At 61.4% G+C, this 23,875-nt stretch carries 23 protein-coding genes and 1 tRNA gene; 14 read left to right on the top strand and 10 right to left on the bottom strand.

All coding sequences use genetic code 11. From position 1 onward, the window contains the following. Positions 1-3: 3 nt before the first annotated feature. Positions 4-330: a hypothetical protein gene (locus FHT29_RS16355; protein ID WP_047553435.1), complete on the top strand. Its 327-nt coding sequence runs from the start codon at positions 4-6 to the stop codon at positions 328-330. 2 nt (positions 331-332) lie between these two features. Here FHT29_RS16355 and mutT read toward each other — a convergent pair whose 3' ends face one another. The 4 genes from mutT to FHT29_RS16335 all read right to left on the bottom strand — a co-directional run bounded on the left by mutT (position 333) and on the right by FHT29_RS16335 (position 3,740). Continuing rightward, positions 333-746, bottom strand: coding sequence for an 8-oxo-dGTP diphosphatase MutT (mutT, locus tag FHT29_RS16350; protein WP_047553438.1), 414 nt, complete (start codon positions 744-746; stop codon positions 333-335). Continuing rightward, entirely contained in the window at positions 743-1,552 is an 810-nt protein-coding gene (locus FHT29_RS16345) for a GNAT family N-acetyltransferase (protein WP_047553440.1), read from the bottom strand. The genes mutT and FHT29_RS16345 overlap by 4 nt, the downstream gene beginning before the upstream one ends. Next, positions 1,533-2,774, bottom strand: coding sequence for a bifunctional glutamate N-acetyltransferase/amino-acid acetyltransferase ArgJ (argJ, locus tag FHT29_RS16340; protein ID WP_047553443.1), 1,242 nt, complete (start codon positions 2,772-2,774; stop codon positions 1,533-1,535). Before argJ ends, FHT29_RS16345 begins: the two co-directional genes overlap by 20 nt. 63 nt (positions 2,775-2,837) lie before the next feature. Further along, positions 2,838-3,740 (bottom strand): peptidylprolyl isomerase, encoded by a 903-nt coding sequence (locus FHT29_RS16335; protein WP_047553445.1) that lies wholly within the window; start codon positions 3,738-3,740, stop codon positions 2,838-2,840. Positions 3,741-3,985: 245 nt separating this feature from the next. On the opposite strand from FHT29_RS16335, the gene secA reads away from it, so the two are divergent. The 3 genes from secA (at position 3,986) to FHT29_RS16320 (ending at position 9,571) form a co-directional block, all read left to right on the top strand. After that, positions 3,986-6,706 (top strand): preprotein translocase subunit SecA, encoded by a 2,721-nt coding sequence (secA, locus tag FHT29_RS16330; RefSeq protein WP_037196663.1) that lies wholly within the window; start codon positions 3,986-3,988, stop codon positions 6,704-6,706. Positions 6,707-6,878: 172 nt separating this feature from the next. Then, a complete protein-coding gene (locus FHT29_RS16325) occupies positions 6,879-8,297 on the top strand; it encodes a lipopolysaccharide biosynthesis protein (protein ID WP_047554338.1) in 1,419 nt (472 codons plus the stop codon). A 2-nt stretch (positions 8,298-8,299) separates the two neighbouring features. Then, positions 8,300-9,571 carry a GNAT family N-acetyltransferase gene (locus FHT29_RS16320; protein ID WP_037196670.1) on the top strand — a complete coding sequence of 424 codons (1,272 nt, stop codon included), beginning with the start codon at positions 8,300-8,302 and terminating at the stop codon, positions 9,569-9,571. 82 nt (positions 9,572-9,653) lie between these two features. On the opposite strand, the gene FHT29_RS16315 is transcribed toward FHT29_RS16320, so the two are convergent. Beyond that, positions 9,654-11,300, bottom strand: a complete 1,647-nt coding sequence (locus tag FHT29_RS16315; protein WP_168599853.1) for an AMP-binding protein — start codon at positions 11,298-11,300, stop codon at positions 9,654-9,656. Positions 11,301-11,404: 104 nt separating this feature from the next. Beyond that, positions 11,405-12,358 (bottom strand): signal peptidase I, encoded by a 954-nt coding sequence (gene lepB, locus FHT29_RS16310; protein WP_047553451.1) that lies wholly within the window; start codon positions 12,356-12,358, stop codon positions 11,405-11,407. A gap of 243 nt (positions 12,359-12,601) precedes the next feature. Here lepB and FHT29_RS16305 point away from each other — a divergent pair, with 243 nt between their 5' ends. Both FHT29_RS16305 and FHT29_RS16300 read left to right on the top strand, forming a co-directional pair. Then, positions 12,602-13,582 (top strand): aldo/keto reductase, encoded by a 981-nt coding sequence (locus FHT29_RS16305; protein ID WP_037196674.1) that lies wholly within the window; start codon positions 12,602-12,604, stop codon positions 13,580-13,582. Between the two features lie 251 nt (positions 13,583-13,833). Further along, positions 13,834-14,628, top strand: a complete 795-nt coding sequence (locus FHT29_RS16300; protein ID WP_047553454.1) for a methyltransferase domain-containing protein — start codon at positions 13,834-13,836, stop codon at positions 14,626-14,628. 64 nt (positions 14,629-14,692) lie between these two features. Here FHT29_RS16300 and FHT29_RS16295 read toward each other — a convergent pair whose 3' ends face one another. Then, positions 14,693-15,280, bottom strand: coding sequence for a TetR/AcrR family transcriptional regulator (locus tag FHT29_RS16295; protein ID WP_047553457.1), 588 nt, complete (start codon positions 15,278-15,280; stop codon positions 14,693-14,695). A gap of 233 nt (positions 15,281-15,513) precedes the next feature. Here FHT29_RS16295 and FHT29_RS16290 point away from each other — a divergent pair, with 233 nt between their 5' ends. The 4 genes from FHT29_RS16290 (at position 15,514) to FHT29_RS16275 (ending at position 18,708) form a co-directional block, all read left to right on the top strand. Beyond that, positions 15,514-16,812, top strand: coding sequence for an MFS transporter (locus FHT29_RS16290; RefSeq protein ID WP_047553461.1), 1,299 nt, complete (start codon positions 15,514-15,516; stop codon positions 16,810-16,812). A gap of 142 nt (positions 16,813-16,954) precedes the next feature. Next, positions 16,955-17,039: transfer RNA gene (locus FHT29_RS16285), tRNA-Leu, on the top strand. A gap of 545 nt (positions 17,040-17,584) precedes the next feature. Next, positions 17,585-18,178: a YqaA family protein gene (locus FHT29_RS16280; RefSeq protein WP_037196680.1), complete on the top strand. Its 594-nt coding sequence runs from the start codon at positions 17,585-17,587 to the stop codon at positions 18,176-18,178. Between the two features lie 17 nt (positions 18,179-18,195). Further along, complete coding sequence (locus FHT29_RS16275; RefSeq protein ID WP_047553464.1) at positions 18,196-18,708, top strand: disulfide bond formation protein B; 513 nt, start codon at positions 18,196-18,198, stop codon at positions 18,706-18,708. Between the two features lie 68 nt (positions 18,709-18,776). Here FHT29_RS16275 and FHT29_RS16270 read toward each other — a convergent pair whose 3' ends face one another. Further along, positions 18,777-19,334, bottom strand: a complete 558-nt coding sequence (locus FHT29_RS16270; protein ID WP_037196682.1) for an HNH endonuclease — start codon at positions 19,332-19,334, stop codon at positions 18,777-18,779. A 110-nt stretch (positions 19,335-19,444) separates the two neighbouring features. Next, on the bottom strand, positions 19,445-20,089 hold the full coding sequence (locus FHT29_RS16265; RefSeq protein WP_047553467.1) for a DNA-3-methyladenine glycosylase: 645 nt from the start codon (positions 20,087-20,089) through the stop codon (positions 19,445-19,447). Between the two features lie 43 nt (positions 20,090-20,132). Between FHT29_RS16265 and gluQRS the strand changes: the two genes are divergently transcribed. Next, a complete protein-coding gene (gene gluQRS, locus FHT29_RS16260) occupies positions 20,133-21,014 on the top strand; it encodes a tRNA glutamyl-Q(34) synthetase GluQRS (RefSeq protein ID WP_168599852.1) in 882 nt (293 codons plus the stop codon). Here the strand turns inward: gluQRS and FHT29_RS16255 are convergent. Then, positions 20,979-21,899, bottom strand: coding sequence for a YihY/virulence factor BrkB family protein (locus FHT29_RS16255; RefSeq protein WP_037196685.1), 921 nt, complete (start codon positions 21,897-21,899; stop codon positions 20,979-20,981). The genes gluQRS and FHT29_RS16255 overlap by 36 nt on opposite strands. 98 nt (positions 21,900-21,997) lie before the next feature. Here FHT29_RS16255 and FHT29_RS16250 point away from each other — a divergent pair, with 98 nt between their 5' ends. The 3 genes from FHT29_RS16250 (at position 21,998) to FHT29_RS16240 (ending at position 23,748) form a co-directional block, all read left to right on the top strand. Next, the gene (locus FHT29_RS16250) at positions 21,998-22,831 is read left to right on the top strand and encodes an SDR family oxidoreductase (protein ID WP_168599858.1); all 834 of its coding nucleotides are present in this window, start codon (positions 21,998-22,000) and stop codon (positions 22,829-22,831) included. A 121-nt stretch (positions 22,832-22,952) separates the two neighbouring features. Beyond that, entirely contained in the window at positions 22,953-23,156 is a 204-nt protein-coding gene (locus FHT29_RS16245) for a twin transmembrane helix small protein (protein WP_037196687.1), read from the top strand. Between the two features lie 13 nt (positions 23,157-23,169). After that, positions 23,170-23,748, top strand: coding sequence for a cob(I)yrinic acid a,c-diamide adenosyltransferase (locus FHT29_RS16240; RefSeq protein ID WP_047553474.1), 579 nt, complete (start codon positions 23,170-23,172; stop codon positions 23,746-23,748). The last annotated feature ends 127 nt before the right edge of the window (positions 23,749-23,875 follow it).

The following is a 23,875-nucleotide window of genomic DNA, read 5'->3' as shown; positions in this document are numbered from 1 at the left end:
CATATGGTGGGGTTGTTCAAAGCGGTCGGCGGCCTCGTTGTCGCCTTCGCGATCGTGTTGGCCGTCTCGATGCTTTTCATCGGTGGCATCGGCGGCTTTGTCGCGGGGCTGGTCGCGGCGCTTTTCTATGCATTTTGCGGTGCCGTGATTTTTACCTTCGGATTGATGCTCGAGCATCTAGAGGCAATCCGCCGGGATTCAGCCAGACAATCGGAAATGCTGACGGAGTTGCTCCGGAGAACACCGAAGACAGAGCCTTCCCATCGAGAGGCTATGGCGAATAATCTCGATCAGCTCGCTCAGTCGAACTTCCGCTTCAAGGAAATCTAACCCTAAAGCAGATCCTGCAGGAATGGGATCAGCGGCTCATCGGCCGGCGGCATCGGATAGTCGCGCAGGGCCTGCGGCCGCACCCATTTGATCGCCTGCCCTTCCCGGCCATGCGGGATGCCATCGTAACGCCGGCAGATATAGAGCGGCATCAGCAGATGGAAGGTTTCATAGGTGTGGCTGGCGAAAGTCAGCGGTGCCAGGCAGGCAATCTTGGTCTGGATACCGAGCTCTTCCTCAAGCTCGCGCACCAATGTCTCCTCCGGCGTCTCGCCGGTCTCGACCTTGCCGCCGGGGAATTCCCAGAGACCGGCCAGCGACTTGCCCTCGGGCCGCTGCGACAGAAGAATCCGGCCATCCGTATCGATGAGCGCGCAGGCGGCAACGAGGACGATCTTGCGGCCAGCTTCGCTCATGCTTCCTCCGAAGATTGCCAATAGCAATAGCGATAGGCCTCGCGGAATCCGAAGCGGGCATAAAGCGCCAGGGCCGGCTCGTTGTCGGCGGCGACCTGAAGCCAGGCCGTCTTGGCGCTACGCATCCGCGCCCAACGCAACGCCGACGTCAGGATTTCGGCCCCCAGCCCCTTGCGCCGATGCTGCGCCGAAACGGAAACCGACAGAATACCGGCAAGATCATTATCCTGTACGCAAAGTGTCGTCGCCACGGGTCCGGCATCGTCATTTTCGATGACGAAGAGACCCGACGGCGGCTTGATGCTGCTTACCACCTCGGCCAGCGCGGGCTTCAGGGCCGGATCAGCCCCATCAACCAGCAGGCTCGCGTCGACGTAGCGGCCGACATCATGGCTCGGAAGGTGATCGAGCATATCCGGCAGCTCCAGATCGACCAGATCGGCGATCATGACGAGCGTCTCGTCGAACCGCGTCCAGCCGCGCTTCTGCAGGAGATCGATGAGCTGCGACGAGGCGAGCGGCGTCTCGCGCACCACCATCGGCCTGCCATAAGCTTCGAACTTCCGCCGCGCCTTCGCCAGCCGGATTTCGAGATCGCGATGATCGGAGGGGTCGAGCGGCACCACCGAATTGAGCCGCTTCGACGGATGACCCGCCGTCAGCCGCACCTGCCAGCTGCCATCATACTGCACGGACGAAGCAGGCCATGCCCGAAAGCCAACTGCTTCGAGCCTGCGCACCAAGGGCAGCTTGTTTATCGTGGACTGCGCATGCATCAGCGAGATATCAGCTCCGGTAGTCGCCATTGATGGCAACATATTCCTTGGTGAGGTCGCAGGTCCAGACCGTCGCGCGGCCATTGCCGAGGCCGAGATCGACCTTCACGGGAATATCCTGCCGCTTCATCACGTTCGACGCCGCCTCCTCCGAATAGGAAGCGTCGCGCTCGCCGTTGACGGCAACGCGGACATCGCCGAACCAGATGGCGAGCTTGTCGCGATCCGCCATCTCGCCGGCCTTGCCGACCGCCATGACGACGCGGCCCCAATTGGCGTCTTCGCCGGCGGCCGCTGTTTTGACCAGCGGCGAATTGGCGATGGAAAGCGCAATGCGCTTCGCGGCAGCGTCATTTTCGGCGCCGGTCACGGTGATCTCGAGCATCTTGGTGGCGCCTTCGCCGTCGCGGACGACCTGGATGGCAAGATCCTTGAGGAGTTCGTTGAGTGCCGTGCGGAACGCCGCGAGCTTCGGGTCATCGGCGCGGTCGATGCGCGCCTGTCCGTCAGCCGCGGCAGCGCCGGTGGCAAACAGCATCAACGTATCCGAGGTCGAGGTATCGCTATCAACAGTCATGGAATTGAAGCTCGGGCCGACACCATCGGACAGCAGCGCCTGCAGCGCGGAAGAGGAAATATCGGCATCCGTCACGACGAAGGAAAGCATCGTCGCCATATCGGGGGCGATCATGCCCGCACCCTTGGCGATGCCGTTGATGGTGACCTTGACGCCATCGATCTCGGCGCTGCGGGTCGCAACCTTCGGATAGGTATCCGTGGTCATGATCGCCTTGGCCGCTTCGAACCAGAAATCGCTGACGGCATCCTTCGCCATGGTGTCGAGCACGCCGGCAAATTTGGTCGCGTCCAGAGGCTCGCCGATGACGCCTGTCGAGGCGAGATAGACTTCGTTTTCACCGCAACCGACGGCAGAGGCAGCGGACTTGGCGGTCAGTTCCGTCGCCTGGCGGCCCTTCAGCCCGGTAAAGGCATTGGCATTGCCGGAATTGACGACGACGGCGCGAGCGCTGCCATGCGCCAGGTTCGCCCGGCAGAAATCGACGGGAGCCGAGGGGCACTTCGAGCGTGTGAAAACGCCGGCGACGGCTGCCGGCTTGTCAAAGACCATCAGCAGGACGTCGGTCCGGTTCTTATACTTGATGCCGGCGGAGGCCGTGGTCATGCGCACACCGCGAAGGGCAGGCATGGAAGCGAAGGTTTGGGGTGCAAGCGGAGAGACGGAACCGGACATGAGAGCCACCTGATAGTGAAAGGCCCGGAAAATCCGGGCCCTGATGATCTTGCTTGCGACTGCTTACTGCTGCGGCTGGGCGTCAGGCGAGACGGCGTCGTCCGCCGGTGCTGCGTCCTGCTGCTTCTGCGCATCCTCATAGGCCTTGCTGAGCGCCGGGTCGCTGATGGCGACCTTGCTGTCCTGCTTGGCCTTGTTCAGGAGTTCAAGATACTTGTCGCGCATGACGAGCTGACGAACCTGGTCCTTGACCTGATCGAACGGCGGTGGCGGAGCCACGCGCTTGTCTTCGACCTTGATGACATGCCAGCCGAAATCGCTCTTGACCGGAGTCTTCGTATAAGTGCCAACCGGCAGGGCAAAGGCAGCGTCTTCGAATTCCTTGACCATGCGGCCATGGCCGAAATAGCCGAGATCGCCGCCGTCGGCCTTGTTCGGATCGGTGGACTTTTCCTTGGCGAGTGCGGCGAAATCCTTGCCGCCGTCGAGTTCCTTGATGACTGCCTTGGCTTCATCCTCGGTCTTCACCAGGATATGGCGGGCATGCACTTCTTCCTGCTTCGGAAGGGCGGCGACTTCCTTGTCGTAGCGGGCCTTGACTTCCGCATCCGTGATGGCGTCGGCAACATGCGCCTTGAAATAGGCATTGTGCAGCTCGCGGTCGCGCAGATAGGCCATGTGAGCCTGGAAGTCCGGAGTCTGATCGAGCTTCTCGGCGGCGGCCTTCTGCGAAAGCAGCTTCACGTCGATCGAAGCCGAAAGCGCGGCGACCTTCTTCTGGTCGTCCGGAAGCTGGCCGAGCTGCGGATCAAGATTGGCGATCGCCAGATTGAGTTCGGACTGATGGATTTCAACGTCGCCGACCTTGGCGACAACGGGATCCTGGGCATCAGCCGCAAAGACAGGCGCCTGGAAGGTGATGATTGTTGCGAAAGCAACCGCAGCAAGTTTGTTGTACTTCAACATAAAATAACCCTTCGGTGGTCTCGACCGGCTCGACAGTTATGATTCCGGCGTGAAAAAGCCTTCAGCAGGAGAATGTGGCCTTTGTGTATCGGCCAAATCCCGTTGACATCAATCGACCCCCCTCTTATCTGTCACGCAACCTCGCGTCCAGAACAGTTTCCGGCCGTTTTGTGCTAAACTCCCGTTTTTTTGGGAATGGATAAAGCAGGATACGGCAGGATGAAATCTCAGAAAGGACCAGTAACATGGTCAGCCTAGGTGGAATTGCCCGCAAGTTGTTCGGCTCGTCCAACGACCGCCGCGTGAAGTCGTTCCAGCCGAATGTCGTTGCCATCAATGCGCTCGAGCAAGAGATGCGCGCGCTGTCCGATGAAGCTTTGACCGCCAAGACGGTTGAGTTCCGCCAGCAGCTCGCCGATGGCAAGACCCTCGACGACCTCCTCGTTCCCGCCTTTGCGGTGGCCCGCGAGGCGTCGCGCCGCGTTCTCGGCATGCGACCTTTTGACGTACAGCTCGTCGGCGGCATGATCCTTCATTCCAATGCCATTGCCGAAATGAAGACCGGCGAAGGCAAGACGCTCGTGGCGACCCTGCCGGTCTACCTGAATGCGCTGGCCGGCAAGGGCGTGCATGTCGTCACGGTCAACGACTACCTGGCACAGCGCGACAGCGCCACCATGGGCCGCCTCTATGGCTTCCTAGGCATGACCACGGGCGTCATCGTCCACGGCATGTCCGACGACGAGCGGCGCGACGCCTATGCCTGCGACATCACCTACGGCACCAACAACGAGCTCGGCTTCGACTATCTTCGCGACAATATGAAATACGAGCGCGGGCAGATGGTCCAGCGCGGCCATCCCTTCGCCATCGTCGACGAAGTGGACTCCATCCTGATCGACGAAGCGCGCACGCCGTTGATCATTTCAGGCCCGCTCGACGACCGTTCCGATCTCTACACGACGATCGACGCCTTCATCCCGCGCCTTTCGAAGGAAGATTACGAAATCGACGAAAAGCAGCGCTCGGCCAACTTCTCCGAAGAAGGCACCGAGAAGCTGGAAAACATGCTGAGCGAGGCCGGCCTGCTCAAGGGTGAATCTCTTTATGACGTCGAGAACGTCGCGATCGTCCACCACATCAACAACGCGCTCAAGGCCCACAAGCTCTTCCAGCGCGACAAGGACTATATCGTGCGCAACGATGAAGTCGTCATCATCGACGAGTTCACCGGCCGCATGATGCCGGGCCGCCGCTATTCGGACGGCCAGCACCAGGCTCTGGAAGCCAAGGAACGGGTGCAGATCCAGCCGGAAAACCAGACGCTGGCGCAGATCACCTTCCAGAACTATTTCCGCATGTACGGCAAGCTCGCCGGTATGACCGGCACGGCGTCGACGGAAGCGGAAGAATTCGGCAACATCTACGGCCTCGACGTGATCGAAGTGCCGACCAACCTGCCGATCCAGCGTATCGACGAGGACGACGAGGTCTATCGTACGCATGAAGAGAAATTCAAGGCAATCATCGCCGAGATCCTGGATGCGCACAAGCGCGACCAGCCGGTGCTCGTCGGTACCACATCGATCGAAAAGTCGGAACTTCTCGCCGACCTCATGCGCAAGCAGGGCTTCAACAACTTCCAGGTCCTGAACGCCCGCTACCATGAGCAGGAAGCCTACATCGTCGCCCAGGCCGGCGTTCCCGGCGCGGTGACGATCGCCACCAACATGGCCGGCCGCGGCACCGACATCCAGCTCGGCGGCAACCTCGAAATGCGCGTCGAGCGCGACCTGCACGATGTCGAGCCCGGTCCGGAGCGCGACGCTGCGATCGCCAGGATCGCCGAGGAGATCCAAGTACTCAAGCAGCGGTCGATCGCCGCCGGCGGTCTCTACGTCATCGCCAGCGAGCGCCATGAAAGCCGCCGCATCGACAATCAGCTGCGTGGCCGTTCCGGCCGTCAGGGCGACCCCGGCCGCTCGAAATTCTACCTGTCGCTGCAGGATGACCTGATGCGCATCTTCGGCTCCGACCGCATGGACGGCATGCTGCAGAAGCTCGGCCTCAAGGAAGGCGAAGCCATCGTCCATCCCTGGATCAACAAGGCGCTGGAACGCGCCCAGAAGAAGGTCGAAGCCCGCAACTTCGACATCCGCAAGAACGTTCTGAAGTATGACGACGTGCTGAACGACCAGCGCAAGGTCATCTTCGAGCAGCGCGTCGAGCTGATGGACGCGACGGATCTCACCGAAACCGTCGGCGACATGCGCCACGACGTCATCGAGGATCTCGTCGCCAAGCATATTCCTGAACGCGCCTATGCCGAGCAGTGGGACGCCGATGGCCTGAAGGCGGCGGTCGCCAACTTTTTCGACATCGACCTCCCGATCCACGACTGGGTCAAGGAAGAGGGTATCGCCGAGGACGACATTCGCGCACGCCTGACGGAAATCACCGAAAAGGCGGCCACCGAAAAGGCTGAGCGTTTCGGCCCCGAGATCATGACCTATGTCGAGCGCTCCATCGTCCTGCAGACGCTGGACAATCTTTGGCGTGAGCATATCGTCAACCTCGACCATCTGCGTTCGGTCATCGGCTTCCGCGGCTATGCCCAGCGCGACCCGCTGCAGGAATACAAGGCCGAGGCTTTCGAGCTGTTCCAGGCACTCTTGAACAACCTGCGCCAGGCCGTGACAGCCCAGCTCTCACGCGTCGAGCTCGTGCAGCAGCCGGCCGAACCGCAGACCCCGCCGATGCAGGCACGCCATATCGACGCCACGACAGGCGAAGACGAGTTCGCGCCGTTTAGCCTCGCAAGCGAAAGCTTCGTGTCTCCGGAAAGTCGCGACCCGCAAAACCCGGCAACCTGGGGCCGCGTCGGCCGCAACGAGGCATGCCCCTGCGGCTCCGGCAAGAAATACAAGCATTGCCATGGCGCCTTCGAGAGCACCGAAGTCGTCTGACATATCGTTGCTTTTGAAAATCAACAGGATGCCGCCTTCGGGCGGCATTTTTTGTTGCGGTGAGCCGCCATCGCTTATGTCGCTTTCAAAGGTTATAAAGAACTGATTCTTAACTCTCCTCTGCCAAGACTATCGCAGGTTGATGTCATATTTAAAGTATTGCGTATCGATGATGGCGGTCTTTCAAACAGCAGAGAGAATGCTGCCGTCCGCATTGCGGACTGCGCTATCGCCATATCTGCATAAACTTGCCGACCTTCTCACGGGCCACGACGAAAAGTCCGTTTCGCAGCGCATGGCACTGATCGCCTTCGCCATCCGCATTGCCGGCGCAGCACTCGCCTTCGTCTCGCAGATCGTCCTCGCCCGCCTGATGGGCAGATTCGAGTATGGCGTCTTCGTCTTCGTCTGGGTGCTGATGATCCTCTTCGGCAACCTCGCCTGCTTGGGCTTCCCCACCGCCGTCATCCGTTTCCTGCCGCAATATGAAGCCAGCGGCAATCATGACGCCGTCCGCGGCCTGAATGCGACGGCGCGCCTGTTCGTCGTCGCGGTCTCCGGCGCCCTGGCGCTGATCGGCGCGATCCTGCTTTATGCCTTCAGCGGCAAGATCGAGCACTACTACGTCATGCCTGTTTTCCTCGGGCTGATTGCCGTGCCGATGATCGCGCTCGGTGACGTTCTGGATGGCACGGCGCGCGCCAAACACTGGCCGATCATGGCCTTGAGCCCGACCTTCCTGATCCGTCCGACGCTGATCCTGCTCTTCATGCTCGCCGCTGTCCTTGCAGGCGCACCTCACGATGCGGTCACGGCCATGGCAGCGGCGCTGGCAGGCGCGTTTACGAGCGTCCTCCTGCAATACCTCGCCGTGACTTTGCGCCTGCGCCGCCATTATCCGAGCGGCGCGAAAGCCACCGAGTTCAATGCCTGGCTGGCGGTCGCCTTTCCGATATTCCTGGTCGAAGGCGTCGGCTATCTCCTTACCAATTCGGACGTCATCGTCGTCGGGATCTTTCTTGATCCGGAGGAGGTCGCCGTCTATTTCGCCGCCGCCAAGACCATGGCTCTGGTTCATTTCGTCTATTTCGCCGTCAAGGCAGCCATCGGCCCGCGCTTTGCCGCCATCATCGCCGAAAACGACCGGTCCAAGCTCGCCGCCTTCGCCACCGAAGCGACGCGCTGGACCTTCTTCCCGGCGCTGGCCGTCGGCCTTGCCGTCCTGGCGGCCGGGCAGTTCCTTCTGTCGCTTTTCGGCGCTGCCTTCGCCGAAGGCCAGGTGGTGATGGCCATCCTGCTTGCCGGCATCCTCGTCAAGGCACTGGTCGGTCCCGCCGAAGTGCTGCTGACGATGGCGGACAAGCAGATGCTCTGCGTCTATCTCTATGCTGCCGCGCTCGTCGCCAATATCAGCCTCAACGTCATCCTCATTCCGCATTTCGGCATCGAGGGTGCGGCCATTGCCGGTGCCGCCGCCATGGCGGTCGAGGCCCTGCTTCTGCATCTTGCCGTGCGCCATGCGCTCGGCATCACGCTATTCGCGCTCATCCGCCGCCCGGCGGCACTCGCAACGACGAACGGGGCTCTCTGATCATGGCGCGCCCTCCCTTTACCGAAAGTACCGACAGCCAAGTGAATGCCCTGACGCATACGCTTGCATCGCTGCATTTCGAAACGCCGAAGGCCGAGGCCCGCGCCGAAGTCGGCCGGGCCGGGCGTGAACTCTGCCTCTATCCCGGCAAGCTCGGTTATGAGCTGCAGGACGAGTTGGACTTCCTGTCCAATCGCGCCATGGAGCCGAACGTCTTCTTCTCCGGACGCTTCCTGGCGCCTGCCATGCCGCGGCTCGAAGACCGGCAGGTACGGCTCGCCCTGATGCGCGACAACAGCAGTACGCGCAGCCGCATGCGCCTGCTGATGCCCTTTACGGTCGACAAGCCGGGCTTTGCGCTCGGCCCCTCGATCATCCGCGTCTGGTCGAATTCGTTCGGCCCGCTCGGCACACCGCTGGTCGATGCGGAGGATGCCGGCGAAACGCTCGACAATCTCTTCGAAGCGCTGGCCCGACAGGAACTGCACCTGCCGACCACGCTCGTACTTCCTGATATCCGCCTGAACGGCCGTTTCGCGCAGATGGCAAAGGTTATTGCCATCGGCCGAAATCTGCCCATTGCGGTCGCAAACCCCTTCCAGCGCCCGATACTCGACAGCAAGGACGATGCGCTCGCCTATCTGAAGCGGACGATCTCGAACGCGCATCTGCGCGAAATGCGCCGGCAGTGGCGTCTCTTGGAAAACCAGGGCGAGGTCACCTATAGCGTCGCCCGCCAGCCTCGCGACGTTCACCAGCGCATGGAAGAATACCTGGCGCTCGAGGCAAGCGGCTGGAAGGGCAAAAAACGTTCGGCTCTGGTCACCGATCGCCATCATGCCGCCTTTGCCCGCGAAGCGATCTCCAACCTCGCGGCCGTCGACGCCGTGCGTATCCACACCATCGATCTCAACGGCAAGGCCATCGCCTCGATGATCGTGCTGATCATGGGCGGCGAGGCCTATACCTGGAAGACGGCCTATGACGAGGCCTATGCCCGCTATTCGCCGGGCAAGCTGCTGATGGCCGAGTTGACGGAGTGGCATCTCGACGATGCCAACGTCGTCCGCTCCGATTCCTGCGCGGTGCCGGATCATCCGATCATGAGCCGTTTCTGGCATGAGCGCGAAGAGATGGGCACGCTGATCATCGGCCTCGCCCAAAACGGCGACCGCGACGTCCGGCAGGTGGCCACGCAATTGCACATGTATCGCAGCACCCGCAACATGGCGAAACTGCTGCGCGAAAAGATCCTGTCGCTTACGAAGCGCTAAAGCAATTCCAGCAGAAGTGCGCAGCGGTTCTGCGTCCGGAATTGCTTGAAAACAAAGAGATAGGGCATTTCCGTGACTCCGTCTAAGACGGAAATGCTCCATCTTCGGCGGTCGCCCGCTCGCGCAGCAGGCGACGGATCACCTTGCCCGAGGTCGTCAGCGGCAGCGCGTCGACGAACTCGATCTCGCGCGGATATTCATGCATGGAAAGCCGCGTCTTCACCCACTCGCGGATCTCCACTGCCAGCGCCTCGCTCGGCTCGCGGCCGGGCACCAGGACGACATAGGCCTTGACGATCTCGGTCCGCACCGCATCCGGCTTGCCGACGGCCGCGGCAAGCTGCACCGCCGGATGGCCGCCAAGGCAATCCTCGATCTCGCTTGGGCCGATACGATAGCCGGAAGAGGTGATGACATCGTCGTCGCGGCCGACGAAGGAAACATAGCCCTCGGTATCCTGCCGGCCGATATCGCCGGTCAGCAGCCAGTCACCGGCGAACTTCGCTTCCGTCGCCTTCTCATCCCGCCAATAGCCAAGAAACATCACCGGATCAGGTCGCCTTATCGCGATCTGCCCGCTTTCGCCCAAGGCGACCTCGACGCCATCGGCATCGACGACCGCAATCCGATGTCCGGGCACCGGCTTTCCCGTCGCGCCGGGGCGGCTGACACCGAAGGCCGCACTGGACGACAGCACGAAATTGCACTCCGTCTGGCCGAAGAATTCGTTGACGCTGATGCCGAGCGCCGAGCGCGCCCATTCGAAGGTCTCGCGGCCGAGCGCCTCGCCGGCCGAGCCGATGGTGCGCAGCTTGAGATCGTAATGCGCCCGGGGATCATCGACGGCTTTCAGCAGTCTTAGCGCCGTCGGCGGGATGAAGGCGTTGCGCACGCCCATTTCGGCCATGATGCGGAAAGCCGTGTGCGGGTCGAACTTCTGAGCCGGAGAGGAGACGACGGGCACGCCGAGCATCAGGCTCGGCAGCAGGGCGTTCAACAGGCCGCCGGCCCAGGCCCAGTCGGATGGCGTCCAGAGCTTGTCGCCGGCTTGCGGAAAGCCCTCATGAGCGAACTGCATGCCGGGAATATGCCCCGGCAGGACGCGATGGCCGTGCAGCGCGCCCTTCGGCGGCCCGGTCGTGCCCGACGTGAAGATCATCAATGCCGGATCGTCCGGGCCTGTATCGGCCAGCTCGAAGAGCGGCGGATGTGCGGCCACCAGATCGGCAAAGCCTGCGACATCTTTCTCCGCACCGTCGATGCTGATCACCTGAACCAGCTCCGGCAGCCGGTCGCGAATCGGCCGTAGCCGCTCGAGGCCGAACTGGTTGGTGACGATCGCGGATGCACCCGAGACCTTCAGCCGATATTCCAGCGCCTCGGCACCGAACAGCAGCGCCAGCGGCAGGGCGATCGCCCCCATCTTGTAGATCGCCACATGCGCCACGACCGTCTCGAAACTTTGCGGCAAGAGCAGCGCCACCCGGTCGCCGGCGCGGACCCCGAGTGCCGAAAGCGCATTGGCGAACGCGGCGGAGCGATCCCGCAACGCGCCATAGGTCATGGAGAGATGATCGCCGTCCGGATTGAAATGCTGCAGGCAGATCCGATCCGGCTCGCCTTCGGCCCAGGCATCGCAAACGGCGTGCCCAATGTTGAACTTCGCCGGAATTTCCCAACGAAAATCGCGATAGAGGGCTTCGTAAGTATCACGCGGGGGCAATTTCATGCGGAATTCCGAAAAATGGTGCGGTGCAGCTAACACCTCCGGAGCAGGCTATTCAAGAAAACAATTGGAATCGCCGCCATCCACACGGGAACGCGACCGCCAGCCTAGTGTACGAGGAACCAGCCAGTCTTCACTCCATCGCGGCGAAATAGCCACCAAACCTTGCCATAGATGTTCGCCTCCGGCACAAACCCGACCTCGAACCGGCTGTCATTTGAATTATCGCGATTGTCACCCATGACGAAATAATGTCCCTCGGGCACGATATATTCACGCGTATTGTCTCCCCGCGAATCTCGTGAGATATCGAGCGTCTGGTAGCGGGCGCCGTTGTCCAGCACCTCGCCGAAAACGGGGAACTCGCCAGGCTGCATATCGTAGTTCGACACGATTGTACCCTCGGCGTCGCGAGGCATCGCCTTTCCGTTAATGAAGACGACCCCATCCTTCATCTGAATATGATCGCCAGGCAGTCCTATGACGCGTTCCACGTAACTGATCTCCGGCTGCAGAGGGAGTGCCAACACGACGACATCTCCCCGCTTCGGCTGCGTCCCGAACATTTTCAGCGGCATCCGTTCGGAACGGTATGGGAAAGAGTAACGCCCATAGCCATAGTTGAATTTAGTCACAACCGCGTAGTCGCCGGGTATCAACGTCGGCATCATGGAACCGGACGGTATGGTGAAAGGCTGGACGACGAATGTGCGAATAATGATAGCGAAGAGCAGAGGAGCGAACCAAAAAAGAAGCGCAACATTGTACCAACGCGCAAACCACGGATATCGCCCTCCAGCGAGGCCGGCATTGGCAGAAATATAACCGTGAAAACACCCGATCAGATTGAGGCCAACCACAGCAATTCCAACAGTCTGCGCCGGCGTGAAATGGGGAAACAAGATGTTCAAGGGAACGACGGCGAGACTGCCGATTAACAAGTAGCCAACAGCCAAACGACCTCTACCGAGATAGGCCATGACGATAGCAGGCCCGAATACAAGACCGAGGATAGCAGCAGCGAAGGGGCGACGGTTACGAAAGAATTGGAAAAAGCGCATAAGAACTCGCCGATTGATTTGGCTTTCAGTCTTACACAACCTATCGTTACCATTGAATGAGCTGCCGCCAAAATCCCCACAAATCGCCGCTCGATTTATTTGGTACCGACCTCAAACCTATTGTAAATTATCGATCTACTCGACAGCATTTTGCTCCGTTACGCCGCTGTCGATCACACATTCGCTCACCCCTCGGCGGCAGAGCGTTGTTGCGCCGGATACTTGGACGGACGGAGAATATCGATGGAATACGTAAAGCTTGGCAGGACCGGTCTTGAAGTCTCGCGCATCTGCCTGGGTTGCATGACCTATGGCGACCCTGACAAGGGCACGCACGCCTGGTCCCTGAACGAGGAACACAGCCGTCCGCTGCTGCGGCAGGCGATCGAGGCCGGCATCAATTTCCTCGATACGGCCAACACCTATTCCAACGGCTCGTCCGAGGAAATCGTCGGCCGCGCCATCAAGGATTTCGCGCGCCGCGACGACATCGTGCTCGCCACCAAGGTCTTCAACCGCATGCGCCCGGGTCCGAACGGCGCCGGCCTTTCACGCAAGGCCATCTTCGACGAGATCGACAACAGCCTGCGCCGCCTCGGCACCGACTATGTCGACCTCTACCAGATCCATCGCTGGGACTATACGACGCCGATCGAGGAAACGCTGGAAGCGCTGCACGACGTCGTCAAGGCCGGCAAGGCTCGCTATATCGGCGCCTCCTCCATGTATTCCTGGCAGTTCGCCAAGGCGATCTACACCTCGCGCCTCAACGGCTGGACCGAATTCGTCAGCATGCAGAACCATCTGAACCTGCTCTATCGCGAGGAGGAGCGCGAGATGCTGCCCTTTTGCGAGGACCAGAAGATCGCCGTCGTCCCCTGGAGCCCGCTTGCCCGCGGCCGCCTCACCCGCGATTGGGACGAAGCGACGGCACGCACGGAATCGGACGAATTCGGCAAGACGCTCTACACCCAGGCTGTCGACGCCGATCACAAGATCGTCGACGCCGTCGGCGCCATCGCCAAGGCCCGCGGCATCGCCCGCGCGCAGGTCGCCACCGCCTGGATCCTGCAGAAGAGCGCCGTCACCGCGCCGATCATCGGCGCTTCCAAGCCCGGCCACATCACGGACGCCGTCGCTTCGCTGGCCGTCAAATTGACGCCGGAAGAGATCGAGGCACTGGAATCGCCCTATATCCCGCATGGTGTTGCCGGGTTTAAGTGACCGGAGATTTTGGAGCTGGCCAGGCGCATGCACCGGTGCAGCATCGGACTTGCCTGGCCCCTCTGCCCGCATATGCGCGCAATCGCCTACGGGTATGCTGGTGCAGCAAGCTCCTTCTCCCCTCGGGGAGAAGGGGTTCCGCCGCAACGGTACCGATAAGCCCGCGGCAAATCGCGCAAAAGTTATTTCACGCGCCGGTCACAGTTGAGTCATAACGGGATGAGGTTCCCCTTGCCCCCCGAGGACCGCTCATGACCACAGTTCCCTTCATAGCGCGGCGCTTTCAATCGACCGCGGCCTATTACCTGCGCTATCGCATCCCCTATCCTGACAGGCTGATTGACCGCGTCGCCGAGCGCAGCGGCCTGAAGCCCGGCGACCATGTGCTCGACCTCGGCTGCGGCCCCGGCCAACTCGGCATCGCTTTCGCGCGGCTGCAGGGCGCCGCTGTCACCGCAATGGATCCAGAACCGGAAATGCTCGCCGCCGCCGAAGCCGGCGCTCAGGATGCCGGCGTCGAAATCACCGTACGCCAGGGCTCCTCCTACGATCTCGGACCTGATATCGGCAAGCTGCATCTCTGCGTCATGGGCCGCTCCTTCCACTGGATGGACAGGCCGGCAACGCTTGCCGCGCTGGACAAGCTGATCGAGCCTGATGGTGCGGTCGTCCTGTTCCACGATAAAAGCATCCTCGCGGAACCGGACTGGCGCGGGATCGTCGAGCCGCTGGCGGAAGCCTATTCGCCCGAACGCAACGCCGACCGCCTGCTGCGCAAGAGCAAGGCCTGGGCGCCGCATGAAGCCATGCTGCTGGCCTCGCCCTTCCGCAATCTCGAACGCATCGGCATCGTCACGGAATATACTCGGGATATCGAAGACATCGTCGGCCGCGTCTTCTCGATGTCGTCTACCTCGCCGCAGGCGCTGGGCGACAAGGCGGCGGAATTCGAAGCGGCGCTCCGCGCGGAACTGCTTGCGGCCGCACCCGACGGCAAGTTCAAGGAGATCGTCGAGGCGAACGGGCTGCTCGCCTTCCGCGACTAGAGCAATTCCGGGAAAAGTGCGTAGCGGTTTTCCGTCCGGAATTGCGTAAAAACGCTCGCTATAGTCAGCCCTCGTCTTTACCCGGCGGAGGCGTCAGCTCCTGCCGGGTTGCCGACAGGAATTCCTGCGACAGCGCCGGATCGTCCATCGCCCGCGCCAGGATGACGGCGCCGACCATGGCCGAAAGGCTGGCAAAGGCCTTGCGGCGACGGTCCTCCGGCGCTTCGCCGGGAACAATCTGCTCGAGGACATCAACCAGTCCCATCAGGCCGCCGGTAAAGGTCGATTGCATTTCGGGGCCATGACGGCTGACCTCCTGCGTCAGTGCCGCGAAGACACAGCCGGTCGCATGCTCGACGACGTTGCGATGCGAGAGGTAATGGGCAAGCAGCGCTTCGAGCGGCTGCTCCGGCGAGCTTGCCGCCACTTCCTTCCAGCGCTCGAGCGAGCGCGACACCAGCGCCTTGCTCGCCTCGCAGGCCAGCTCGTCCTTCGATTCGAAATGACCGTAGAAGCCGCCATGCGTCAGGCCGGCGGCCTTCATGATCTCGGCGACACCGATGCCGTCAAAGCCCTTTTCGCGAAAAAGCTCTCCCGCGACCGCAAGAATCTTCTCGCGGTTCTCGGCGAATTTTTCCCGGCTCACTCTCATCAAAAAACTCCATCAGAGCTTCAATAAATATGAATTGACAATTTATATGATGGCCATCATCAATACGCAACAAATATGATTGCAATCATGTAAATGCCTTTACACGAACGTTCAAGCCGGGAGAGCGGCATGGCGCTACAAGCGAAAACGGCCCCCCCGGTCTTTCGCGGAAAAGCGCTTCCACCGCTCGCCCAACCTGACGCCAAGACACGAAACTTTATTGGAACGCACTCATGGTCTCCACCGCTCTTGCTTCGACGCTCGCCCGGCGCAACATCCATTATGGATGGGTGGTCGTCGGCGCCACCTTCCTCACCATGCTCGTCACGGCCGGCGCCATGGGCGCGCCCGGCGTGCTCATCAAGCCGCTGCAGGACGAGTTCGGCTGGAGCACGTCGTCGATCTCCTCGGCGCTCGCCGTCCGGCTGTTGCTGTTCGGCCTGATGGGGCCTTTCGCCGCCGCCTTCATGAATTATTTCGGCGTTCGCAAGGTCATCGTTTTCGCGCTTGCGACCATCAGCGTCGGCTTCATCGGCTCGCTGTTCATGACGCAGGTCTGGCAGCTGCTGCTCTGCTGGGGCATCATCGTCGGCTTCGGCACCGGGCTGACCGCCATGGTGTTGGCGGCGACCGTCTCGACCCGCTGGTTCACCAAGCATCGCGGCCTGGTCATCGGCATGCTGTCGGCGAGCTCCGCCACGGGACAGCTCGTCTTCCTGCCGCTGATGGCCGAGCTGACGACGCGCTACGGCTGGCGCGCGACCGTGATCTTCGTCTGCGGCATGATCGTCGTTGCCGCCTTCATCGTGCTGCTTTTGATGCGTGACCGCCCCTCGGACGTCAATCTGCCGCTGGTTGGCGAGATCCACGTCACCCCCGCACCGCCCGCCACCAAGAACCTGAAGGCCGCACTCGCCTCGCCCCTGTCGGTCCTGAGGGAGGTATCCACGACCTCCACCTTCTGGATCCTGTTCGCCACCTTCTTCATCTGCGGCCTGTCAACCAACGGCCTGATCCAGACGCATTTCGTCACGCTCTGCGGCGATTTCGGCATCGTCCCGGTCGCAGCCGCCAGCATGCTCGCCGTCATGGGCATCTTCGATTTCTTCGGCACGATCGGCTCGGGCTGGCTGTCCGACCGCTTCGACAATCGCTGGCTGCTCTTCTGGTATTACGGGTTGCGCGGCCTGTCGCTGGTCTACCTGCCCTTCAGCAACTTCACCTTCTATGGCCTGTCGATCTTCGCCGTCTTCTATGGCCTCGACTGGATCGCCACCGTGCCGCCGACCGTCAAGATCGCCGCCGATCGCTTCGGCCGCGAAAAGGCCGGCCTCGTCTTCGGCTGGGTCTTTACCGGCCACCAGCTCGGTGCCGCCACCGCCGCCTATGGCGCCGGCCTCACCCGCACCGAACTCAACACCTATCTGCCAGCCTTCTTCGTCGCCGGCGCCTTCTGCCTGCTCGCCGCGATCCTGGCAATCACGCTGCAAAAGTCCGGCTCCGCCACCAAGGGCCCGGCCCTGGCCCACTAGGCTCCGCAACGCAAAAGCCCATGGCGTCCACCCACGCCATGGGCCAAACCGCAACCCTGCGGAAACACTCGCAATATCTGCCCCACCCGGCTTGCGCGCCCCGCCGATCACATGCTAGACAGCCGCCTCGTCAGGATCCGTTGCCCCATTGGCGGAATTGGTAGACGCGCTCGACTCAAAATCGAGTTTCGAAAGAAGTGCTGGTTCGACTCCGGCATGGGGCACCATCTTTCAGGCAATACAAGCTGCCTTCACACTGGTACACGCGCAGCGTTTCAACAAAAACTCCCGTTCGGCTGTCCAGATTACTGCACGAACCCTTGTTCGGCCATGCATCCTTTAAATGTCTCGTTTGAGGCAAAAGCACCGGCAATCCAGTACCTGCCGGCAATTACCTGCGTGTCGGAAGCTCGACCACTACAGATTGCTTTCGCCCGCTCAATTTGCCCTTGCTCTGTAGATGAAACGCGGTGCAACCATTAGATGCGCTGCCGTTGCATCCGGCGAAGATCGCCCCATAATTACGATATAAATTGCGCGCATTGATACCTCCCGAGATTCTTGACCTGAGGTTTCTATTCATTCTCTCTAAAACATGCAAAACGGGAGATTCGCGCAGTCTTCCCACGAAAGCAAGATGGCGGTATCTTTGAACGCCAAACTCCCCACCATCACGAAAAATTTTGATTTTGTGCGGCTTCCGTCACCCGGCGACCATTTACAGCCATAATCCTGCCCCCTAAAGGTTTGCAACGCAGCAACAGGGGACCTCATGCTTCGAAGACTTTACGACTGGACCATGTCGCTCGCCGGCCGCAAATCGGCGGAAATCTGGTTGGCTGTTATCGCCTTCGTCGAGAGCTCCATCTTTCTCGTTCCCGCGGACGTGCTGTTCCTACCGATGTCGCTCGCCAAGCCCGAGCGCGCCTGGCGTTATGCGCTGACGGCAACGGTCGCCTCCGTGCTTGGCGGCATTGCCGGCTGGGCGCTCGGCTATTTTGCCTTCGAGGCCATCGCCAAGCCGATCCTGGAATTCTACGGCAAGCTCGACGCCTTCAACCAGATGAGCGCCGGCGTCACCTATGGATGGGTGGTGCTGCTGCTGATCACCTCTGGCCTTGCGCATCTGCCGCCGATCAAGGTGGTGACCATCCTGTCCGGCGTCGCCCATATCGATCTCGGCCTGTTCATCGTCTCGGCGATCGTTGCCCGCGGCGCGCGCTTCTTCTTCCTGGCCTTCCTGCTGCGCCGCTATGGCGAATCCATCCGCCATTTCATCGAGAAGCGCCTCGGTCAGATCACCATGGCCGCAGCTGCCGTGCTGATCATCCTCTACCTCATCTTCCATTATGCCCTGGCGCGCTGACCAAGGAGCCCCCACGCATGTCCACGACCTCGCCTTCCCGACGCGCCGGCCTTAGCTATAGCGTGCTGCTGACGCTCGGCATGATCGTCGTCATCGGTTCGGCCCTCGGCTTCCAGCATATCGGCGGCTACATTCCCTGCGCCCTCTGCCTGGACCAACGCCAGCCCTATTACTACGGCATTCCGGTCGCCATCGCCGCCGCGCTGTCGGCCGTCGCCGGCATGCCCTCCTGGATCACGCGGGGGCTGCTGGCCATCGCCGGCCTGATGATGATTGTCGGCGGCGGTATCGGCGTCTATCACGCGGGCGTCGAATGGCATTTCTGGGCAGGACCGACGACCTGCTCGACGACGGCCAGCAGCATGACGCAGAATGCCGGCGACCTCTTGAACGAGCTCAGCACCGTCAAGGGGCCGTCCTGCACGGAAGCCGCCCTGCGCATCCTCGGCCTGTCGATGGCCGGATGGAATGTGATCGCCAGCATCATCCTGGCCGCAATCGCCTTCGTCGGCGTGAAGAAGGCGGCATAGCCCTTCCCTCCAGCGGAGAGAAGGGTGGGCGCGCTCCGCGAACACGGCCACGAAAGAGGCGCCATCCCTTACGGCTGCAGTTCCGAATCCCAGTAGAGATAGTCGAGCCAGCTGTCGTGCAGGTAGTTCGGCGGGAACAGGCGGCCGTTGTTGTGCAGGTCCTGAACGGTCGGCTGATAGGGCTTCTGCGCCGGGAACATGCCGGCCTGCTTCGGCAGCTTGCTGCCCTTGCGCAGGTTGCACGGCGAGCAGGCGGCCACCACGTTCTCCCAGGTCGTCTCGCCGCCATGGGCGCGCGGGATGACGTGATCGAAGGTCAGGTCGTCATGCGAGCCGCAATACTGACATTCGAACCGGTCACGCAGGAAAACGTTGAACCGGGTGAAGGCGGGATTGCGGGATGGCTGCACGTATGTCTTGAGGCAGACGACGCTCGGCACCCGCATCGAGAAGCTCGGCGACGATACGCAGTGGTCGTACTCAGCAATGATATTCACACGGTCAAGGAAAACCGCCTTGATCGCGTCCTGCCAGGACCAGAGCGACAAGGGGTAATAACTCAGCGGCCTATAGTCAGCGTTCAGGACGAGCGCCGGTAAGGACTGCGGGGAGACTGCAATCGTCAAGGAACCCTCCTGATCGATTCGGCATCTGCACCTGTATATTAGGCCGGTTGTTACAGGATTGTGAAGTCCAATAAATTCAGTGCATAAAGGCAAAACCAAGGAAACGCTGGTTAAACGATAGGCAGCGCATCCCGCCGGGTTTTCGCGGCGTAATAGGCCCAGAAAAGCCGGGCCGCGACCGAGCGCCAGGGCGCCCAAACCGCCGCTTCCAGGGCCAGAGCCTTGGCCGGCGGCCGTTCTTCATAGCCGAAGGCCATGCCGACGGCGGCCTGCAGCGCCACATCGCCGGCCGGAAACACATCTGCGTGACCAGCACAAAACATCAGGTAGACCCCGGCCGTCCAGGGACCGATTCCCTTGATGGCCATCAGCTCGGAGAGCGCCTTTTCAGGTGATTCGTCGCAGAGCGCATGCAGATCCAGGCCGCCTCCAACGACGGCATCGGCCACGCGCGCCAAGGTATCATGCTTGATTCGCGACAGGCCGAAGGCTCGCCAGGCGTCCGGCTCAAGGCCGACATAGCCATCGGCTGTCACGCTTCCCAGCCGTGCCGTCATCCGCCCCCAGATCGCATCGGCGCTGGCGCGCGACACGACCTGCGAGACGATGATATGGGCAAGCCCCTCGAAGCCCGGCTCGCGCAGCCGCAGCGGCACCGCGCCCGCCTCTGCGGCAACGGGCCGCAGGCGCGGATCGAGCTCCAGCAGGGCGGCCAATCCCCGTTCAATATCGCCATCGTCGCGAATGATCTGCATGGCGTCTCGTAGTCTCCGGTTCAAATTCGTGGCAGAAGAAAGCATGATCGAGATATCCCGTCAAAAGCCGAGATTCCGTTTTGCCCCGAGCCCGAACGGCCCGCTGCACCTCGGTCATGCGCTGTCGGCCATCCTCAATCACGAGATGGCGGCCAAGGCCGGCGGCGATTTCCTGCTGCGTATCGAAGACATAGATCAGGCCCGCTGCACACCCGATTTCGAAGCCGGCATCTTCGCCGATCTCGCCTGGCTCGGTCTTCGCTGGCAGGAGCGGGTGCGCCGGCAGTCCGAACATTTTCCGGCTTACCAGGAGGCCCTGCAGGCACTCATCGAGCGCGGCCTCGTCTATCCCGCCTTTCTGACGCGCGGCGAAGTCAAGGCCAGGGTGACAGCCTTCGAGGCGGGCGGCAGGCCTTGGCCCCGCGATCCGGACGGCACGCCGCTCTATCCCCCTGACGATCGCGAGCGCGACGATGCGGAGCGGCAGCGCCTGCTGGATGCCGGCCTCAGGCATGCCTGGCGTCTCGATATGGAAAAGGCCATGGCGACGACGAATGGGCCGCTCCACTGGCGGGAAAGCGGCGATGGCGAGAGAGGCGATATAGCAGCCGATCCGGCCGCCTGGGGCGACGTCGTGCTGTCACGTTCCGACGCGCCGTCGAGCTACCATCTTTCCGTTGTCGTCGATGACGCCGTGCAGGGCATTACCCATGTCGTGCGCGGTCTCGACCTTTTCCACGCCACATCGATCCACCGCCTGTTGCAGACCCTGCTCGGCCTGCCCGAACCGCTCTATCATCATCATCGCCTGGTCCTCGACAGCGACGGCCGGAAGCTTTCCAAGAGCATGGGCGATACCGGCATTGCCGAATGGCGCAGGCAGGGCCTGTCACCGGCGGAGCTTCGCCGCCGCATCGGCCTCTGACGACGCCTTTTCCGCTGCGCGGCTTGCTGCCGCCTTGCCGAAGAGCAGGCGCCGCACCCGGAACTTCATCAGCGCGGCGTTGATCTCCGCCCCCATGATGAAGATCACGGCGAGCATATAGAGGAAGATCAGCACGATCATGACAGATGCCAGACCGGCATAGGTGGCGGTATAGTTGGCGAAGGTCGAAAGATAATAGGCAAAGAGCAACGCGCCGATCGACCAGAAAACCATCGTCAGCACCACGCCGGGAATGACGTCGAGCAGGCGGCGCCGACCGGCCGCCAGCCACAGATGCAAGATCAGCAACCCGGCCAGCAGCAGGAAAATGGTGCCGTAGATTCGCCAACTGAAGACGATATCAAGGATATCGGCCAGCGCCGGCACCCATTGCCTGGCATAGTTGACCGCCAGCGGCACGGCGACGAGCAGGATGCTCAGGATCGCAAAGATCAGCACCGCGATCAGCACATAACCAAGACTGGCAAGACGATTGAAATACCAGGGTCGCGTCTCCAGCACGCGGTACGCACGGTTAAGGGATATGCGCAGCGCCTCGACGCCGTTCGAGGCGAAATAGGCGGCCGCAAGCACCGAGATCGTCAAAAGGCCGCCGCGCGGGATCGTCAGCACCTGCACCACCTGATCCGCCACGGGCTTGGCGATCGCCTCCGGCCAGGTATCGAAGATGAGATGCACGGCCGTGGACGAAAACTGGCTCGCGCCGAGAAAGCTTGCCAGCGCCGTGCCGAAGATCAGAAAGGGGAAAACCGCCAGCAGCGTCGAAAGCGCCACATGGCTTGCCATGGCGAAGCCGTCATCCTCGACGAAATGAAACACCGCATCGTAAACCACCTTGTAAACCGTCCGCAGGACTGTCGGCATTCCAACTCCACTTGACCTCGGCATTCACCCGCCGGTTGTCGATTGTGTCGGCCCCCCAAATATGGGAAACGAGTTTCTGTTTGTACAGGAAACATCCTATGACAGAACAACGCATTATCCTGCTAACTGGTTGCTCGTCCGGAATCGGCGCTCACTGTGCCCGGGCGTTGCAGACCAACGGATGGCGCGTTTTTGCAACCGTGCGCAGAGAGGAAGACCTCGGCCCGCTCGAAGCCGACGGCATTGAAGCGCTGCTCATGGATTATACGCGACCCGAGACGATTTCGTCCGTCGTGGCAACGCTGCGTGAACGGACGGGCGACCGCATCGACGCTCTCTTCAACAACGGCGCCTACGGTCAGCCAGGGGCCGTCGAGGATCTCACAACCGAAGTTCTGCGCGAGCAGTTCGAGACCAACTTCTTCGGCTGGCACGAACTGACGCGCCAGGTCATTCCGCTGATGCGCAGGCAGGGGCATGGCCGCATCGTCAACTGCTCGTCCATTCTCGGGCTCATTCCCTATCGCTTCCGTGGTGCCTACACGGCCTCGAAATTCGCGCTGGAAGGTCTGACGATCACGCTCCGGATGGAGCTGCAGGACAGCGGCACCCATGTCAGCCTGATCGAACCCGGCCCGATCGCGACGCGCTTCACCGCCAATGCGCTCGCAAAGATCCGCGAGCATATCGACCTCGAAGGCTCGGCTCATGCCGCTGAATACCGCCGGCAGCTGCGGCGGCTTGATGGCTCGGGTCCGATCAGTAAACATAAATTGGGGCCCGAAGCGGTCTACGATGTGTTAAAATTGGCTTTGAATGTGAAAAATCCTCGTCCACATTATCTTGTAACCACCCCTGCCAAGCAGGGCGTCCTCTTGAAAAGGCTATTGCCGGCTAACCTTTTCTATCGTCTGATGCGCCGGCTGGATTAGAGCAATCCCAGGAAAAGCGCTGAGCGGTTTTCCGTCCGGAATTGCGGAAGAATAATGAGAAAGAGCGGATCGGAGAGCCCAGGAAAGGCTGAACTGCTCTGAAGACAAGGATGGAGGAGCCATGTCGACCGTTACTTATATCGCCGCCGTCATCGTCATGGGCCTCGTCGCGATCGTTCTCGTTCGCGGCCTGCTGAACATGATGAAAGGCGATAATCCCAACCGTTCGAACCGGCTGATGCAGCTGCGCGTCCTGCTACAGGCGATCGCAGTCATTCTGATCATGCTCACGCTCTGGCTGACGGGCGGCGGGCGGCCCGCCTGACAACAGGAAGACGATGGTCAAGCTCAACAAGATCTACACCAAGACCGGCGATGACGGCACGACTGGCCTCGTCGCCGGCCCGAGGCGGCTGAAGCACGATCTGCGCGTCGAAAGCTACGGCACCGTCGACGAAACCAATTCCGCGATCGGCGTCGCCCGGCTGCACACGGCCGCTATGCCCGATCTCGACGCCATGCTGATGCGCATCCAGAACGATCTCTTCGATCTCGGCGCCGATCTTTCGACGCCGGAAACGGATGAGCCGCCGGCCTACGAACCGCTGCGCATTGTCGATCGTCAGGTCGAACGCCTCGAACACGACATAGATGCACTCAACGCCGATCTCGAGCCGCTGAAGTCCTTCGTTCTTCCCGCCGGCAGCCCTGCGTCCGCCCATCTGCACCTCGCCCGCACAATCGCGCGGCGCGCCGAACGCCTCATGGTAGAGCTGTCCCGCAGCGAGGGCGAGCGCGTCAGCCCGGCGGCGCTGAAATATGTCAACCGGCTGTCCGATTTCCTCTTCGTCGCCGCGCGTCATGCCAACGACCATGGGCGGGCCGATGTGCTCTGGGTTCCCGGCAAGAATCGGTAGCGGGACGTTTCCCACACTCGGGGCGCATTTTTATTGACGTTAACGTAAACGTTATTTACACCCCTAAAGCAATTTGCCTGTCTGCGGCATGGAAGCGTTGTAATTGGGAAAAAAACGCGTATCCATG

This window comes from Rhizobium sp. SG741 (assembly GCF_012275435.1).
Lineage (GTDB): Bacteria > Pseudomonadota > Alphaproteobacteria > Rhizobiales > Rhizobiaceae > Rhizobium > Rhizobium lusitanum.
The sequence above is the reverse complement of the archived record's forward strand: the minus strand, read 5'-3'. Positions and strand labels throughout refer to the sequence as shown.